At 65.6% G+C, this 14,047-nt stretch carries 9 protein-coding genes and 2 rRNA genes; 2 read left to right on the forward strand and 9 right to left on the reverse strand.

The window, feature by feature from the left end; genetic code table 11:
• Positions 1 to 56: 56 nt before the first annotated feature.
• Both IM697_RS41855 and IM697_RS41860 read right to left on the reverse strand, forming a co-directional pair.
• Positions 57 to 3,177, reverse strand: a 23S ribosomal RNA gene (locus IM697_RS41855).
• Between the two features lie 300 nt (positions 3,178 to 3,477).
• A 16S ribosomal RNA gene (locus IM697_RS41860) occupies positions 3,478 to 5,004 on the reverse strand.
• Together the 16S and 23S rRNA genes form the textbook arrangement of a ribosomal RNA operon.
• Before the next feature lie 738 nt (positions 5,005 to 5,742).
• On the opposite strand from IM697_RS41860, the gene trpS reads away from it, so the two are divergent.
• Positions 5,743 to 6,789, forward strand: coding sequence for a tryptophan--tRNA ligase (gene trpS / locus IM697_RS41865; protein ID WP_194042397.1), 1,047 nt, complete (start codon positions 5,743 to 5,745; stop codon positions 6,787 to 6,789).
• A 58-nt stretch (positions 6,790 to 6,847) separates the two neighbouring features.
• Here trpS and proC read toward each other — a convergent pair whose 3' ends face one another.
• The 7 genes from proC to IM697_RS41900 all read right to left on the reverse strand — a co-directional run bounded on the left by proC (position 6,848) and on the right by IM697_RS41900 (position 11,752).
• Positions 6,848 to 7,663, reverse strand: coding sequence for a pyrroline-5-carboxylate reductase (proC, locus tag IM697_RS41870; protein ID WP_194042399.1), 816 nt, complete (start codon positions 7,661 to 7,663; stop codon positions 6,848 to 6,850).
• A 118-nt stretch (positions 7,664 to 7,781) separates the two neighbouring features.
• Positions 7,782 to 8,573, reverse strand: a complete 792-nt coding sequence (locus IM697_RS41875; RefSeq protein ID WP_194042401.1) for an ABC transporter permease — start codon at positions 8,571 to 8,573, stop codon at positions 7,782 to 7,784.
• A complete protein-coding gene (locus tag IM697_RS41880; protein ID WP_194042403.1) occupies positions 8,570 to 9,370 on the reverse strand; it encodes an ABC transporter ATP-binding protein in 801 nt (266 codons plus the stop codon). The genes IM697_RS41875 and IM697_RS41880 overlap by 4 nt, the downstream gene beginning before the upstream one ends.
• Positions 9,371 to 9,624: 254 nt before the next feature.
• Positions 9,625 to 10,395, reverse strand: coding sequence for a class I SAM-dependent methyltransferase (locus tag IM697_RS41885; RefSeq protein ID WP_194042405.1), 771 nt, complete (start codon positions 10,393 to 10,395; stop codon positions 9,625 to 9,627).
• 71 nt (positions 10,396 to 10,466) lie between these two features.
• Complete coding sequence (locus IM697_RS41890) at positions 10,467 to 10,970, reverse strand: EamA/RhaT family transporter (RefSeq protein WP_194042407.1); 504 nt, start codon at positions 10,968 to 10,970, stop codon at positions 10,467 to 10,469.
• 91 nt (positions 10,971 to 11,061) lie between these two features.
• Positions 11,062 to 11,406, reverse strand: coding sequence for an SH3 domain-containing protein (locus tag IM697_RS41895; RefSeq protein ID WP_194042409.1), 345 nt, complete (start codon positions 11,404 to 11,406; stop codon positions 11,062 to 11,064).
• A 19-nt stretch (positions 11,407 to 11,425) separates the two neighbouring features.
• The gene (locus tag IM697_RS41900; protein ID WP_194042411.1) at positions 11,426 to 11,752 is read right to left on the reverse strand and encodes an SH3 domain-containing protein; all 327 of its coding nucleotides are present in this window, start codon (positions 11,750 to 11,752) and stop codon (positions 11,426 to 11,428) included.
• Positions 11,753 to 11,933: 181 nt separating this feature from the next.
• On the opposite strand from IM697_RS41900, the gene IM697_RS41905 reads away from it, so the two are divergent.
• Entirely contained in the window at positions 11,934 to 14,039 is a 2,106-nt protein-coding gene (locus IM697_RS41905; protein ID WP_194042413.1) for a serine/threonine-protein kinase, read from the forward strand.
• Positions 14,040 to 14,047: the final 8 nt, after the last annotated feature.

A 14,047-nucleotide genomic window follows, 5' to 3' on the forward strand; every position in this document is an offset into this window, starting at 1 on the left:
GACCGGACGATGACACGGTCGTTGTCTCAGAACCAACACAGTGGACGCGAGCCTCTATGGACAAGCCCTCGGCCTATTAGTACCGGTCACCTCCACACCTCACGGTGCTTCCAGATCCGGCCTATCAACCCAGTCGTCTACTGGGAGCCTTACCCTCTTATAGAGGTGGGAGTCCTCATCTCGAAGCAGGCTTCCCGCTTAGATGCTTTCAGCGGTTATCCCTCCCGAACGTAGCCAACCAGCCATGCCCTTGGCAGAACAACTGGCACACCAGAGGTTCGTCCGTCCCGGTCCTCTCGTACTAGGGACAGCCCTTCTCAAGACTCCTACGCGCACAGCGGATAGGGACCGAACTGTCTCACGACGTTCTAAACCCAGCTCGCGTACCGCTTTAATGGGCGAACAGCCCAACCCTTGGGACCGACTCCAGCCCCAGGATGCGACGAGCCGACATCGAGGTGCCAAACCATCCCGTCGATATGGACTCTTGGGGAAGATCAGCCTGTTATCCCCGGGGTACCTTTTATCCGTTGAGCGACGGCGCTTCCACAAGCCACCGCCGGATCACTAGTCCCGACTTTCGTCCCTGCTCGACCCGTCGGTCTCACAGTCAAGCTCCCTTGTGCACTTACACTCAACACCTGATTGCCAACCAGGCTGAGGGAACCTTTGGGCGCCTCCGTTACCCTTTAGGAGGCAACCGCCCCAGTTAAACTACCCATCAGACACTGTCCCTGATCCGGATCACGGACCCAGGTTAGACATCCAGCACGACCAGACTGGTATTTCAACGACGACTCCACACGAACTGGCGTCCGCATTTCAAAGTCTCCCAGCTATCCTACACAAGCCGAACCGAACACCAATATCAAACTGTAGTAAAGGTCCCGGGGTCTTTCCGTCCTGCTGCGCGAAACGAGCATCTTTACTCGTAGTGCAATTTCACCGGGCCTATGGTTGAGACAGTCGAGAAGTCGTTACGCCATTCGTGCAGGTCGGAACTTACCCGACAAGGAATTTCGCTACCTTAGGATGGTTATAGTTACCACCGCCGTTTACTGGCGCTTAAGTTCTCAGCTTCGCCTGGACGAATCCAAGCTAACCGGTCCCCTTAACGTTCCAGCACCGGGCAGGCGTCAGTCCGTATACATCGCCTTACGGCTTCGCACGGACCTGTGTTTTTAGTAAACAGTCGCTTCTCGCTGGTCTCTGCGGCCACCCCCAGCTCACACTGCAAGAGTGATCACCAGGCGTGGCCCCCCTTCTCCCGAAGTTACGGGGGCATTTTGCCGAGTTCCTTAACCATAGTTCACCCGAACGCCTCGGTATTCTCTACCTGACCACCTGAGTCGGTTTAGGGTACGGGCCGCCATGAAACTCGCTAGAGGCTTTTCTCGACAGCATAGGATCATCCACTTCACCACAATCGGCTCGGCATCAGGTCTCAGACTTAATGGCGTGCGGATTTACCTGCACACCGTCCTACACCCTTACCCCGGGACAACCACCGCCCGGGATGGACTACCTTCCTGCGTCACCCCATCACTCACCTACTACCAGCTCGGGTCACCGGCTCCACCACTCCGGCCTCGTCCGAAGACTCAGCCGGCGGCTTCACGGGCTTAGCATCACTGGATTCGATGTTTGACGCTTCACAGCGGGTACCGGAATATCAACCGGTTATCCATCGACTACGCCTGTCGGCCTCGCCTTAGGTCCCGACTTACCCTGGGCAGATCAGCTTGACCCAGGAACCCTTAGTCAATCGGCGCACACGTTTCTCACGTGTGAATCGCTACTCATGCCTGCATTCTCACTCGTCAACCGTCCACAACTCGCTTACGCGGCTGCTTCACCCGGCAGACGACGCTCCCCTACCCATCAACACGGACGTTGGTCCTCATGTGTCAATGACACGACTTCGGCGGTACGCTTGAGCCCCGCTACATTGTCGGCGCGGAATCACTTGACCAGTGAGCTATTACGCACTCTTTCAAGGGTGGCTGCTTCTAAGCCAACCTCCTGGTTGTCTCTGCGACTCCACATCCTTTCCCACTTAGCGTACGCTTAGGGGCCTTAGTCGATGCTCTGGGCTGTTTCCCTCTCGACCATGGAGCTTATCCCCCACAGTCTCACTGCCGCGCTCTCACTTACCGGCATTCGGAGTTTGGCTAAGGTCAGTAACCCGGTAGGGCCCATCGCCTATCCAGTGCTCTACCTCCGGCAAGAAACACACGACGCTGCACCTAAATGCATTTCGGGGAGAACCAGCTATCACGGAGTTTGATTGGCCTTTCACCCCTAACCACAGGTCATCCCCCAGGTTTTCAACCCTGGTGGGTTCGGTCCTCCACGAAGTCTTACCTCCGCTTCAACCTGCCCATGGCTAGATCACTCCGCTTCGGGTCTTGAGCGCGCTACTGAAACGCCCTGTTCGGACTCGCTTTCGCTACGGCTTCCCCACACGGGTTAACCTCGCAACACACCGCAAACTCGCAGGCTCATTCTTCAAAAGGCACGCAGTCACGAGAATGTGCAAGCACATTCCGACGCTCCCACGGCTTGTAGGCACACGGTTTCAGGTACTATTTCACTCCCCTCCCGGGGTACTTTTCACCATTCCCTCACGGTACTATCCGCTATCGGTCACCAGGGAATATTTAGGCTTAGCGGGTGGTCCCGCCAGATTCACACGGGATTTCTCGGGCCCCGTGTTACTTGGGTGTCTCTCAAACGAGCCGCTGACGTTTCGGCTACGGGGGTCTTACCCTCTACGCCGGACCTTTCGCATGTCCTTCGCCTACATCAACGGTTTCTGACTCGCCCTACGGCCGGCAGACCGTAGAAGAGAGATCCCACAACCCCCACGACGCAACCCCTGCCGGGTCTCACACGTCGTAGGTTTGGCCTCATCCAGTTTCGCTCGCCACTACTCCCGGAATCACGGTTGTTTTCTCTTCCTGCGGGTACTGAGATGTTTCACTTCCCCGCGTTCCCTCCACACTGCCTATGAGTTCAGCAGCGGGTGACAGCCCATGACGACTGCCGGGTTTCCCCATTCGGACACCCCCGGATCAAAGCCTGGTTGACGACTCCCCGGGGCCTATCGCGGCCTCCCACGTCCTTCATCGGTTCCTGGTGCCAAGGCATCCACCGTGCGCCCTTAAAAACTTGGCCACAGATGCTCGCGTCCACTGTGCAGTTCTCAAACAACAACCAGTACGCCGTCACACACCACCACGTGGTGCTGCACCGGCGCCAGCAACCGAGGAAACCTCGTTCCCTCAGACACCCAACAGCGTGCCCGACACCCTCGCCTCTCCATCTCGCGTTCCACGCCGAAGCAGTACTAGCGACCAGAGCAGGTCAAGTGTGCCGAGTAGTCAACGTTCCACCCATGAGCTGACCACCGCAGGACATTCGCCTGCGTAGTGGCTCTGGACCACCAAGCAAGCTTGGCGGCCAGGTGCTCCTTAGAAAGGAGGTGATCCAGCCGCACCTTCCGGTACGGCTACCTTGTTACGACTTCGTCCCAATCGCCAGTCCCACCTTCGACAGCTCCCTCCCACGAGGGGTTGGGCCACCGGCTTCGGGTGTTACCGACTTTCGTGACGTGACGGGCGGTGTGTACAAGGCCCGGGAACGTATTCACCGCAGCAATGCTGATCTGCGATTACTAGCGACTCCGACTTCATGGGGTCGAGTTGCAGACCCCAATCCGAACTGAGACCGGCTTTTTGAGATTCGCTCCACCTCGCGGTATCGCAGCTCATTGTACCGGCCATTGTAGCACGTGTGCAGCCCAAGACATAAGGGGCATGATGACTTGACGTCGTCCCCACCTTCCTCCGAGTTGACCCCGGCGGTCTCCCGTGAGTCCCCAGCACCACAAGGGCCTGCTGGCAACACGGGACAAGGGTTGCGCTCGTTGCGGGACTTAACCCAACATCTCACGACACGAGCTGACGACAGCCATGCACCACCTGTACACCGACCACAAGGGGGCGACCGTCTCCGGCCGTTTCCGGTGTATGTCAAGCCTTGGTAAGGTTCTTCGCGTTGCGTCGAATTAAGCCACATGCTCCGCCGCTTGTGCGGGCCCCCGTCAATTCCTTTGAGTTTTAGCCTTGCGGCCGTACTCCCCAGGCGGGGCACTTAATGCGTTAGCTGCGGCACGGACAACGTGGAATGTTGCCCACACCTAGTGCCCACCGTTTACGGCGTGGACTACCAGGGTATCTAATCCTGTTCGCTCCCCACGCTTTCGCTCCTCAGCGTCAGTATCGGCCCAGAGATCCGCCTTCGCCACCGGTGTTCCTCCTGATATCTGCGCATTTCACCGCTACACCAGGAATTCCGATCTCCCCTACCGAACTCTAGCCTGCCCGTATCGACTGCAGACCCGGGGTTAAGCCCCGGGCTTTCACAACCGACGCGACAAGCCGCCTACGAGCTCTTTACGCCCAATAATTCCGGACAACGCTTGCGCCCTACGTATTACCGCGGCTGCTGGCACGTAGTTAGCCGGCGCTTCTTCTGCAGGTACCGTCACTTGCGCTTCTTCCCTGCTGAAAGAGGTTTACAACCCGAAGGCCGTCATCCCTCACGCGGCGTCGCTGCATCAGGCTTTCGCCCATTGTGCAATATTCCCCACTGCTGCCTCCCGTAGGAGTCTGGGCCGTGTCTCAGTCCCAGTGTGGCCGGTCGCCCTCTCAGGCCGGCTACCCGTCGTCGCCTTGGTGAGCCGTTACCTCACCAACAAGCTGATAGGCCGCGGGCTCATCCTGCACCGCCGGAGCTTTACAGCCCCCACCATGCGATGGAGGCTCATATCCGGTATTAGACCCCGTTTCCAGGGCTTGTCCCAGAGTGCAGGGCAGATTGCCCACGTGTTACTCACCCGTTCGCCACTAATCCCCGGCCGAAACCGGTTCATCGTTCGACTTGCATGTGTTAAGCACGCCGCCAGCGTTCGTCCTGAGCCAGGATCAAACTCTCCGTGAATGCTTTTCACGGGAGCGGAACAGCCGGAGGAATGATCCGGCCGTTCACAGCGTCCTCGCTGTGTGTTTCAAAGGAACCTCGCCACCGGGAACAATCCCGGCGTCGGGGTATCAACATATCTGGCGTTGACTTTTGGCACGCTGTTGAGTTCTCAAGGAACGGACGCTTCCTTTGTACTCACCCTCTCGGGCTTTCCTCCGGGCTTCCCTTCGGTCTTGCGTTTCCGACTCTATCAGATCCTTTCGGGCCTGATTCCCAGTCAGCGGGAGTTGCCTTCGCGGCTGTTGGGCCGTTCCGACGAGTGAGACTTTAGCGGATTCCTCGCTCCCGAGCTAATCGGGGGCTGCGCTCTGTCGAACGCGGATTCCTCATTCCGCAATTACGCATGCCAATGACACGACGACAGAAAGATCGACTGCCGTCGAATAGTGGTTGGTACTTGCGGAGTGGCTGTCCGGGGACCGACCGAGGTCGGCGCTCACGTCGGACAACTCGGAGAACAGTACGGATCGGGCGGGGGCGTGTCAACTTCACCCCGTGTGGCACCCCGGGGGCGTAGTCTGGGACGCATGACGACGCGTACGTGCACCCAGCTGTGGTGGGCCGCCTGACGGCGGCCGCAGTCACGTATGCACTCAACGGCCGCCGCCTCGGCGGCCGTTCTCGTATCTCCCTCCAGAGCTCCAGAGGGTCGGCCGGCCGGGGACGGCGGTCTCGACCAGGAGATGGAGAGAAGAGATGGCGCGAGTCTTCAGTGGGGTCAAGCCGACCGGGCATCTGACGCTGGGGAACTACCTGGGGGCCATGCGGCGGTGGGCTGTCGTCGATCAGCATGAGGCCGACGCGCTGTTCTGCATCGTCGATCTGCATGCGCTGACCGTGGACCACGATCCGGCGCGGGTGCGCAGGCTCAGTCGGCAGGCGGCGACGTTGTTGCTGGCGTCGGGGCTGGATCCGGAGCTGTGCACCGTCTTCGTACAGAGTCATGTGGATGAGCACGCGCGGCTTTCGTATGTGCTGGAGTGCGTGGCCACGGACGGCGAGATGCGGCGGATGATCCAGTACAAGGAGAAGGCCGCGCGGGAACGGGGGCGTGGCGGGAGTGTGCGGCTGTCGCTGCTGACGTATCCCGTGCTGATGGCGGCGGACATCCTGGCGTACGGGACCGATGAGGTGCCGGTCGGGGACGACCAGACGCAGCATGTGGAGCTGGCGCGGGATCTCGCGGTGCGGTTCAACCAGCGGTACGGGCATACGTTCGTGGTGCCTCGGGCCACTTCTCCGCAGGTCGCGGCTCGGGTCATGAATCTGCAGGATCCGGCCTCGAAGATGGGCAAGAGCGATGACTCCGGGCCGGGGATCGTCTATCTGCTCGATGAGCCGGACGTGGTGCGCAAGAAGGTGATGCGGGCGGTGACCGACAGCGGGCGGGAGGTCGTGTACGACCGGGCCGCGCAGCCGGGGGTGGCGAATCTGCTGGAGATCCTCGCTGCCTGTACGGGTGGGAACCCATCGGAGCTGAGCGGTGTATATGAGTCGTACGGCGCTTTGAAGTCAGCCACCGCGGAGGCCGTGGTCCAGGTCCTCAGGCCCGTACAGGAGAGGCACAGGGAGCTGTGCGCGGATCCTGGCTATGTGGAGGGGGTGCTGCGGGATGGTGCGGAGCGGGCTCGGGCGATGGCGCGGCCGACCGTGGATGCCGCTTATCGGGCGATCGGGTTGCTTCCGGCGGCGGCCAGTGCGGGTGCCGCCGCTGCGGCTGCGGATATCGGGGTGACTGTCTAGGGGTGTGCTTGGGCCACCCCTGGGCTGGGCCACCCTTGGGCTCGGGTGGCCCTGGGCGTCACTTGTTGTTGCTGCCGGAGGCCAGTTCGCGGCTGCGGTCGCGGGCTGCTTCGAGGGCGGCGATGAGGGCGGCTCGTACGCCGTGGTTCTCGAGTTCGCGGATGGCGTTGATGGTGGTGCCGGCGGGGGACGTCACGTTCTCGCGGAGCTTGACGGGGTGTTCCCCGCTGTCGCGGAGCATCGTCGCGGCGCCGATCGCGGACTGGACGATCAGGTCGTGTGCCTTGTCGCGGGGCAGGCCGAGCAGGATGCCGGCGTCGGTCATGGCTTCGACCAGGTAGAAGAAGTACGCCGGGCCGGAGCCGGAGAGGGCGGTGCAGGCGTCCTGCTGGGCCTCGGGGACGCGGAGCGTCTTGCCGACGGAGCCGAAGATCTCCTCGGCGTGGGCGAGGTCGGCCTCGGTGGCGTGGGTGCCGGCGGAGATGACGGACATGGCCTCGTCGACGAGTGCGGGGGTGTTCGTCATGACGCGGACCACGGGGGTGCCGGCGGCGAGTCGGTCCTCGAAGAAGGAGGTGGGGATGCCGGCGGCTCCGCTGATGACCAGGCGGTCGGCGGGGACGTGTGGGGCGAGTTCGTCGAGGAGGGTGCCCATGTCCTGCGGCTTGACCGTGAGGATCAGGGTGTCGGCCGTCTTGGCGGCCTCCGCGTTGGTGACCGGGGTGACTCCGTAGCGGGTGCGGAGTTCTTCGGCTCGTTCGGCGCGGCGGGCCGTCACCAGGAGGTCGGCCGGGGCCCAGCCGCCGCGGATCATTCCGCTGAGCAGGGCTTCGCCGATCTTGCCGGTGCCGAGGACTGCGACTTTCTGGGTCATGGCTGGGGTGCCCTCCGGGGGTTGCGTCGTCCGGGTTCATCCTCCCACCGAGGGCTCCTTGGGAGGGGGCGTGTCCGGTGGGCGGACGTGGGCCCGGCCGCCCGGGGTCGTGCGGCGGTCATGTCGTCCTGCGTCGCAGGGTCGCCGCGCCGAGGCCCAGGACCAGCAGGGCGCAACCCGCCACGATCAGGGCGTCGCGGACGAAGTTGGCGGTCATGTCGGTGTGCTTGAGGACCTCGTTCATGCCGTCGACCGCGTAGGACATGGGGAGGACGTTGGAGATGGCCTCGAGAGCGGGGTGCATGTTGTCGCGGGGAGTGAACAGGCCGCAGAGGAGGAGCTGGGGGAAGATCACGGCCGGCATGAACTGGACGGCCTGGAATTCCGAGGCCGCGAAGGCCGAGACGAAGAGACCGAGCGCGGTGCCGAGCAGTGCGTCGAGCAGGGCCACGAGCAGGAGCAGCCAGGGGCTGCCGGTGACGTCCAGGCCGAGGAACCAGAGGGCGAGTCCGGTCGCCAGGGCGGACTGGATGATCGCGAGGGTGCCGAAGGCGAGGGCGTATCCGGCGATCAGGTCGCCCTTGCCGAGGGGCATGGCGAGGAGGCGTTCGAGGGTGCCGGAGGTGCGTTCGCGCAGGGTGGCGATGGAGGTGACCAGGAACATCGTGATCAGCGGGAAGATCCCGAGGAGGGAGGCGCCGATGTTGTCGAAGGTGCGCGGGCTGCCGTCGAAGACGTAGCGCAGCAGGAACAGCATCACGCAGGGGACGAGGAGCATCAGCGCGATGGTGCGCGGGTCGTGGCGGAGCTGGCGCAGGACCCGGGCGGCGGTGGCGGCCGTGCGGGCGGGGCTCAGGGCGCCGGTGGGGGCGGGGCGGAGCGTGGTGGTCGGGCTCGTCGTCGTGGTCATCGCGTGGTCTCCTTCGCGTGGGCGGCCGCTACCGCCTCGTCGACCAGGTGCAGGAAGGCCGCCTCGACCGTCTCGGACCGGGTACGGGTGCGCAGGGCGTCCGGGGTGTCGTCGGCGAGGATCTGGCCCTCGCGCATGAGGAGGAGGCGATGGCAGCGCTCGGCCTCGTCCATGACGTGGGAGGAGATGAGGAGGGTGGCGCCGCGGGAGGCGGCGATGTCGTGGAAGAGGTTCCACAGGTCGCGGCGCAGGACCGGGTCCAGGCCGACCGTGGGTTCGTCGAGGACGAGGAGTTCGGGGGTGCCGAGAAGGGCGACGGCGAGGGAGACGCGGCTGCGCTGGCCGCTGGAGAGGTTGCCGGCCAGGGCGTCGGCGTGGCTGGTGAGGTCGACGTCGGCGATGGCGCGGGTGACGTTCTCGTGGCGCCGGTCGGCGGCCGCGTGGCCGGGGTCGAGGATCGCGGCGAAGTAGGCGAGGTTCTGGCGGATCGTCAGGTCGTCGTAGACGGAGGGAGCTTGGGTGACGTAGCCGATGCGGGTGCGCAGGGTGGGGTGGCCGGCGGGGCGGCCGAGGACGTCGAGGGTGCCGGTGACCTTGGCCTGGGTGCCGACGATCGCCCGCATGAGGGTGGTCTTGCCGCAGCCGGAGGGGCCGAGCAGGCCGGTGATCTGGCCGCGCGGGACGGTGAAGTCGAGGTCGCGGAGTACTTGGCGGGGGCCGCGTACGACGTTCAGGGCCTCGGCTCGGATGGCGGGCGCGTCGGGAGGGTCCGAGTGGGCGGGCGAGTAATTCATCATGCGATGAATAATCCTCCGGAGGGGCCGTGGCGTCAAGCGCCGGGGCGGGCTGGGGGCGGGTGTGTGCGGGTTGGGTGTGCGGCTTGGGTCCGCGGGTCGGGTGTGCGCTGGTTCGGGCGGGCCGGGTACCCCGGGGGGCTGGGGCCGGCTACCCGTAGGGAAGGGGAGGTGGCTCCGGCCGGCGAGCGGCGTGCCGGGCGTGAAAGCGCCCACCCTCACCGGATCGGGGTGGAAGGCGGGCGTGGGGTGGGCAGTCAGGAGGTGGTGGCTACGAGGAGTTCCACGTCGTAGGTCTCTTCGATGATTCCGTCCGGGAAGGCCTCGAGGAGGAGCTGCTTCTCCTCGGTGAGGAAGGCGGTGCTCGCCTCCGTGCCGTGGACCAGGAAGATCGAGTGGCTGCCGATGTTGGCCAGGTGTGTGTCCACGGGGACCCGGCGGCTCCAGCGGACCTTGCGGTGGGTGAAGTCGAGGTCGCCGGTGGGGTCGGCGAGGGCGGCTCGGACTCCGCTGCCGTTCTGGTCGACGGTGGGGTGGTGGCCGAAGCGGCGTTCGATGCGGTGCGCCTGCTCGGCGTGCCAGGGGATGTCGAGCGGAGTGGTGTTCCACCACAGCGCCAGTGCGCCGCCGGGGCGCAGTACGCGGAGGGCCTCCGGTGCCGAGCGGGTGGGGTCGGTCCAGTGCCAGGCCTGGGCGTAGGTGAGGAAGTCGGCGGAGGCGGTGGCCAGGGGGAGGGCGTTGCCGTTGCCGCGGACGATCGGTATGTCGGGGTGGGCGCTGCGGAACTGGGCCGCCATGCCCTCGCCGGGCTCCACGGCCAGTACCTCGGCACCGCGCAGCTGAAGGAGGGCGGTGGCGATGCCGGTGCCCGCGCCGACGTCGACGACGCGGGCGCCGGTGAGGGGGTGGTCGGCGAGTTCCTCGATCGTGTCGAAGAGGGCCGGTGGGTAGGAGGGGCGGTTCGCGGCGTACTGGGCCGCGGCGGCGTTGAAGGAGGTGGCGCGGTCGGAGCGGGAAGGGGCGGTCATACGGCCATGGTGGCGCTGGTTGGTGTGAGGGGCACCCAGTTTGCGCGGCCGTGGGGTCGGTGAAGCGGGGCCTATGTGCGGCGACGCTTCTTCGCCGGGTTGCCGGTGCGGCGGGTCGTACGGTTCTCGTGCTGTTTGCGGGCCGTCTCGTATTCCTCGCGGTGGAGTTTCTCGCCGGGGGCCTCGATGAGGGAGCGGAAGAAGTAGGCGAGGAGCGAGCCGACGAAGCCGATGGTCAGCAGGCCGCGGAGGGAGGCCTGGCGGTGGGGGTCGGGGCGCTTGGTGAAGCCGTCCCAGGTGTGGCGGAAGGCGAGCGCGCTGCAGATCGCGAACATCACGACGACCAGGACGGTGACGAAGCCGCCGATGGCGGCGATCTGGATGCCCTCGTAGGCGAAGCGCAGGACCAGGCAGGAGGCGACCGCGGTGGCGAGGGAGCCGACGGCGACGGCGATGCGACGGGCGGTGTAGCCGTGGTCGTGGTCGACCCAGGTGGTGCCGAAGAAGCGCAGGGGCTCGGGGCGGGGGCCCGAGGAGCCCGCGGGGGTGGCCGGGGTGCCGTTCTTCTCGCTCACGCGTCGATTATGGCTCCGACGTGGCCGCGAGTTCTCCGCGGGTTCCGGCGGACCCGGGCCGGCCGGTGTGGCGAACCCGGGTCAGGCGGTATCAGGCGCAGCGCGGACGGACGTAGCCGTCGCTGCCGGTGTTCACATAGGCGTCCGAGATGTACTCGCCACTGTCGATGTTGTCCCAGATGTTCGACCTGCCATACGGACCCGTCTCGGTCGTGCCCGGCGTCTGGCAGTAGATCTGGACCTTGGCCCCGACGGGCAGGACACGGACGATGGGGTAGTTGGTGCCGGGGCCCCGGCGGACGTTGACGCTGTAGCCGGGAGCGACGTCGTAGTAGCGAAGCGCGGCCGCGTCCGCGGTGGCTGACGTGCCCATCACCATGAGGACGGCTCCTGCGGCGCCCGCGAGCAAGGTGGATCTGCGGCTTCGGGATGTCATGCGTTCTCCAGCGGTCCGGTCACGAGGAGCAGCGGGGGCGGATGTAGCCGTCGCTGCCTGTCTTCACGTACGCGTCCGAGACGTACTCGCCACTGGCGATGTTGTCCCAGATGTTCGACCTGCCGTACGGGCCTGTCACCCACGTGCCGGGCGTCTGGCAATAGATCGCGACCCGGGAGCCCTCGGGCAGGACACGGACGATGGGGTAGCTGGTGCCGGGGCCGCTACGGACGTTGAGGCGAACGCCCGGTGCGATCGGGTAGTACGGCACGGACGCGGTCGCAGCCGCCGTCGTGACGGCCTCTTCTTCGCCGCCGCCCACCATTTCGGCACGGTCAACTGACATGCAAGCCCTCCCCCGTTGAGCCCCACGATCATCATGGGCTCCATTGATTCCGGTGAAACACGCCATGAAACAGACATGCTCAACTCGAACGCGGAGACTAGCAGGCCGCCTCTGTCTCGTACGAGTAATCGACTAGGCTCCGTGCGTCGCGCGCGCGGACGAACAGCACGGGGGTGGTCCCATGGCGCCACAGCAGAACGCCGGAGCGGGCGCGGAAGCGGAACTTCCCGAGTACGCCGGTCACTACCGTCTTCAGTCGCGCCTAGGCTCCGGCGGCATGGGCGTCGTCCATCTGGCCCGGAGCACCTCGGGAATGCAGCTCGCGGTCAAGGTCGTGCATGCCGAGTTCGCCAGGGATCCCGAGTTCAGGGGGCGGTTCCGGCAGGAGGTCGGGGCGGCGCGCCGGGTCAGCGGGGCGTTCACCGCGCCCGTCGTGGATGCCGATCCGGAGGCCGAACGGCCCTGGATGGCCACGCTGTTCATACCGGGGCCGACGCTCTCCGACCATGTGAAGCGGAACGGGCCGATGGATCCGGCGCAGCTGCGGCGGCTGATGGCCGGGCTGGCGGAAGCGCTGCGGGACATACACCGGGTCGGCGTCGTGCACCGGGACCTCAAGCCGAGCAATGTGCTGCTGGCCGACGACGGGCCGAAGGTCATCGACTTCGGCATCTCTCGGCCAAAGGACAGCGAACTGCATACCGAGACCGGGAAGTTGATCGGTACGCCGCCGTTCATGGCGCCCGAGCAGTTCCGGCGGCCGCGGGAGGTCGGACCGGCCGCGGACGTCTTCGCGCTCGGGTCGGTGATGGTGCACGCGGCTACCGGACGAGGGCCCTTCGACTCCGACAGCCCGTACGTCGTCGCCTACCAAGTCGTCCACGACGAGCCTGACTTGACGGACGTACCGGCGAACCTCGCTCCGCTGGTCCAGCGGTGTCTGGCCAAGGATCCCGAGGACCGTCCCACGCCGGACGAGCTGATGAGGGAGCTGCGGTCGGTCGCGGCCTCGTATGACACGCAGGCGTTCATACCGGCGCAGCGCACGAGGGATGCGCCAAAGCCGGAGCAGAGTCCCTCGGAGCCACGGCCGACGCCGGTCAGAAGACGCCTTCTCAAGCGGGCAGCCCTGGTGACCGTGGCGCTGGTCCTTCTCGTTGCCGGCGGTGTCGCCGTTGTGCGGCTGTCGAGCGACGGCAGCGCGACGCATCCGAAGAGGAAGGACGGAGCGCCCTCCGCGTCGGCCGGGTTCACGCCATGGGCCGTCAAGCCGACAGACGAGGGGAACGCCTTGCCCCGGTGTTCGTACGGGACACGGCGGCTGCTGTGCACACAGCCGGGACTGGTGACCGCGCTCGATCCGGCAGACGGCAGCGTGCTGTGGCGGCATGCCCTTGCCAAGGGCGACTCCCCTGGCCGACCGCCGACTCTCTCGGGCGGACTGGCGCATGTGCTGACGCACGCGGGCAGGCGTCTGGAAGCGCTCGACCCCTCGTCGGGTGAAGCACGGTGGAAGCTGGACGTCTCCGCCTACCGAGGGTTCAGGTACGCCGGCGGCAAGCTGCTGCTGATGGGTGCGGACGGCAGGGTGACCGGCGTCGACAGCGCGTCGGGCGAGAGGAAGTGGGTTCGGCGGATTCCCGGCATGGGCGAGGGGTACGTCGTCTCGTTCCCCGGGAACCCGTGGGTGTTCGTGGCGAGTACGTCCGCCGACGGGGCCCGTACGCGCGTCACGGCGGTCGATCCGAACGCTGGGGATGTGCGCTGGAGCGCGCACCTCGACGGCGCTGTGACACCCGTCGGCGCCACCGACGGCGATGTGTTCTTCCTTTCGGGTGGCGGCGACTACGGCGAGGCGAAGGCCGTGGTCCGCTACACCCCGAGGTCCGGGGCCACGCGGCGCGTGGCCTTGCCCGTGCCGGTCGTTCAGGCGCAGGCCGGCGTGTACGGAGGTGTGGTCCATCTCCTCGGGGCCGGCGGATCCCTGGTGGCGGTCGACACACGCGCGGGCAAGCGGCTGTGGTCTCTGGAGACAACCGTGAGCCAGGGTTCCGCACCGGTTTCCGATGGCCGGCGCGTGTACCTCACTGCCGCCGATGGGCGGCTGCTCGCCGTCGACGCCGCCAAGGGCGAGTTCGTCGGGCAGACGCCACCACGGCTCAGCGCCAATGCCGCGGAGGCCACGACGGCGGTGCCCGCACCCGGAGTGGGCGACGGCCGTGTCTATGCCACCGCCCCCGACGGCACCGTCTTCGCCGTCGACGCCCGCGACCCGTCGGCCTGGTGATCCAGCCG

Source organism: Streptomyces ferrugineus, assembly GCF_015160855.1.
GTDB classification, from domain to species: Bacteria; Actinomycetota; Actinomycetes; order Streptomycetales; family Streptomycetaceae; genus Streptomyces; species Streptomyces ferrugineus.